We start from the raw sequence: 3,273 nt of genomic DNA on the forward strand, positions 1-3,273 counted from the left end.
AGGCCGTGTAGGTGCGATCGACGCGACCCAGCGCGTCGTTCTCCGAGCGCGACAACCCCACGACGGTGCCGCCGCCGCTGGTCGACGAGCCGCTGTCCAGGAAGTACGGCAGCGACTGCAGCAGCACCTGGCCCAGATCGACGTACTAGGTGTCGGTCGCGATCACGGGGTTCGTGCCGCCGGGTTGCGTGGCGCCGTCGAACGCCTCGGTGATCTGGCGAAGCACCCGGCCCGCGCGGTCGATGTACTTGCGGGACTTGCGGGTGAACGGGCCGTTCTTGACGCCCTCCGAGCCGCTTGCATCGCGCGGCTCCGCGTGCGTGAACTTCACCGCATCGGCCGGGATCTCGGCCGCGCCGGGGCTCGGGCAGGTCGGGCTGTTCGTGGCGGTGTCGACGCGGCCCGCGATGTAGCAGTACGCCGTGATCGACCGCGTGCCGTCGGCACGGATCTCTCGCGTCGCGCGACCCAGGTCGTCATATTCCCAGCGCGTGGTCAGCCCGTTCGGCCCGGTCTTGCTCAACACCGTGCCAAAGCGCGGGTCCACCGTCTGCGTCTCACCGTGCAGCAACGCATTCCTGCGCTCGCTCGGCAGGCTGCCTGCAGGCATCTTGATGCTCTGGCCGGCGATCGTCACTGTCTGCGTTGCAAAGGTCGTCGTGCTCGTACGGGCTGTGAAGAGCGCTTCACCGCTCGCGCCCGGGCAGTTCTCCTGCCGCGTGCTGATGCGATTGCCCGCCGGGTCGTAGCCGTACGTCGTCAGCACGCACAGCTTGGGGTCGTCGGGCTCGACCTTCTCGGTTTCCACCAGGCCGTCGGCGCGGTAAGTGGTGCTCACCGTCTTCGTGTAGTGGAATGGGTCAATGGGTGGCTGAACCTGCGCTTGCGCGGCAGCGGCGCTCGCGAGCATCACCAGTTGAGCCAGCCGCTTCATTGCTTGCTTTGTGTACTTCACAGGCAGGTCCCCTTCACGATCGCCTTGCTCGTCGTCGCGGTGCCGAACGCGTTCTTCACGCTGAAGTTCACCGTGCGCGCGGTGCATCGGTCGTAGATCCACTGGAAGGTGCAACTCCCTGGTGACGCGGCCACGCTGCCACCCACGGAGCAGGTGCTCGTGCCGGCCGTGGCCGCATCGCTCTGGGTCACCGCCGTGATCGTCTGCGCCGCGCTGTACGGGTTCGCCACCGTCAGCGTGATCGTCGTGTASGTGGKCGTCGARGTCGCGGYCGTGCTCAGGTTGAACAGCGCGCCCGGGATCGTCTGCACCGTGCCGCTGGCSGTGGTCRATSCATTCAYYGTCGCCCCYACCGTGCTCACCGTCTGGYTGAAGYTCGTCAAGCTGCCGGTGGCCAACTGAACCGTCATGSTGCACGCCAGGCCAGGCGCCACATTGGTACAGCCGTTGCTCACCACRCTCAGCACGCCCGGCAAGCCGGACAAGCCCGACAGCGTCATCGGCACGTTGCCGTCGTTGCGCCACCCGATCACGTTCGCCGGCGCCGCCGAGTTCTGGTTCACCGTGCCGTAGGCCAGGCTGCCGCCGCTGAACGTCGCGACCGAGCCGGTCAACGTGCCCGACACCGTAGCCGATGCCGCACCCAAGGTACCGCCGGTCGCCACCAGCGTCTGCGCACCTTGCGCGCCGATGCCGTTGCCCGTGCTCATCGACACCGTGACCACGCACGTGCCACCCGGGTCGACCGTACAGCTGCCCGGTGCCACGCTGTACGCGCCACTGAGACCCGACATCGTCAACGTCGCGGCCTGGTTGCCGCTGTTCGTGAAGCTCACCGTGCCGGAGGCGGCGCTGCCACCCTTCGTGGCACTCAGGCCGGTCGCGCCGTTGCCGGTGACCGAGATCGCCGAGCCGTACAGCGTGCCCGCCACCGGAGCCGACACCGCACCRGTCGTGCCGCCGGTGRCCGTCAWGGTCTGGCCGCCTTGCGCGCCGATAGCTCCCGCCGTCGTCATCGACACTGTCACGGCGCAGTTGCCGCYCGCAGGCGCCGTGCAGCTTGCCGGGCTCACCGAGTAAGGTGCGCTCAGGCCCGACATCGCGAGCGTCGCCGCCTGGTTGCCGCTGTTCGTGAAGGTGACCGTGCCGCCACCCGCCGCACCGCCCTTCTGCGCCGTCAGGCTCGCTGCGCCATTGCCGGTCACTGAGATCACCGATTGCAGCCCCGTGCCGCTCAGTGCAGCCGACAGAGCCCCAGCACCTGTTCCGATGCTCAAGCTTCCGCTGCGTGCGGCATTGGCCGTCGGCTGGAAGCGCACCGTGACCGCGCACGTGCCACCCACCGGCAGCGAGCTGCCGCAGGTCGTCGAGACGAAGCCGAAGTCCGTGCCACTGACCGATGCCGCTGTCGGCACCGTGACGCTCAGCGGGCCGACGCCTGTGTTGGCGAGCGTTGAGGTCAGCGTCGGCACGTTGCCGACGGCCACGCTGCCGAAGTCGATGGCGCTCAGGCTGCCCGACGGTGCTTGGCCTGCGCCCGACAGCGCCACCGCCTTCACGCCTAGCTCGGTGTTGATGTTCAGCCCGCCGCTGCGCGCGCCGGCAGCCGTCGGCATGAAGCTCACGGTCACCGTGCACGACGCCCCGGCCGGCAACGTCGTGCCGCAGGTCGTGCCCGCAAAGCCGAACTCGCTGCCCGACGCCGACGACACCGCCGCGGCGGTCGGCACCGTCAGGTTGATCGCCACGCCACCGGTGTTGCTCAGCGTCGCCGTGGCGCTGCTGCTCTGCCCGATCTGCGTGGCCGCAAAGGCCGGTGCGCTCAGCGTGACCGCCGGCAGCGTGCCGCGCGTCGCCGCCGCGTTCGGCGCCGTGCCGGCGCTCGCTCCTATCGCGGCCAGACTGTTCGGCACGACCCGATCCTGTGTCGAGCGCAGCACGCCACCCAGCACCCAGTTGTCGTCCGCGATGTTATTGGGGGCGTAGTCGTGCTTGGTCGTCGCGGTGATGGTCTGTGCCACGTTCCCCGCGGCCGTGCCGGTGGTGACCGCCACGATCTCCTTCGGGTCACCGTTCTCGTTGTAGCGGCTTGTCACGGTCGTGCCGGGCAGCGCATCGCCGTTCAGCTCGCGCGCAGTCTTGCTGCTCTGGAACAGGTACGGCCGCTGCAGCCGCACCGTGGACGGCACCGGGCACGGCGCCATGACGGTCGCAGCCGCTTCGGCCGTGGTCGACGCCGAGGCGTCGCAATAGATGTTGGTCTCGCTCGCCAGCAGCACCGGCGATGCCTCGTTCAGCGAGCCGCGCCAGCTCTGCGC

Annotated in this window: 2 protein-coding genes; both read right to left on the reverse strand. The window is 69.2% G+C overall.

Annotated elements, in window-relative coordinates; all coding sequences use genetic code 11:
• Positions 1-145: 145 nt before the first annotated feature.
• Complete coding sequence (locus tag AC1D1T_RS31275; protein ID WP_477993254.1) at positions 146-934, reverse strand: RHS repeat domain-containing protein; 789 nt, start codon at positions 932-934, stop codon at positions 146-148.
• Between the two features lie 17 nt (positions 935-951).
• The coding region (locus tag AC1D1T_RS31280; RefSeq protein ID WP_477993255.1) for a beta strand repeat-containing protein at positions 952-3,273 on the reverse strand (2,322 nt) is incomplete at its 5' end.

Source organism: Rhizobacter sp. P2_H3, from assembly GCF_056403355.1.

Coding starts and splice junctions, on each gene's coding strand:
- AC1D1T_RS31275 (WP_477993254.1), bottom strand. CDS start 934: ATGAAGCGGCTGGCTCAACTGGTGATGCTCGCGAGCGCCGCTGCCGCG.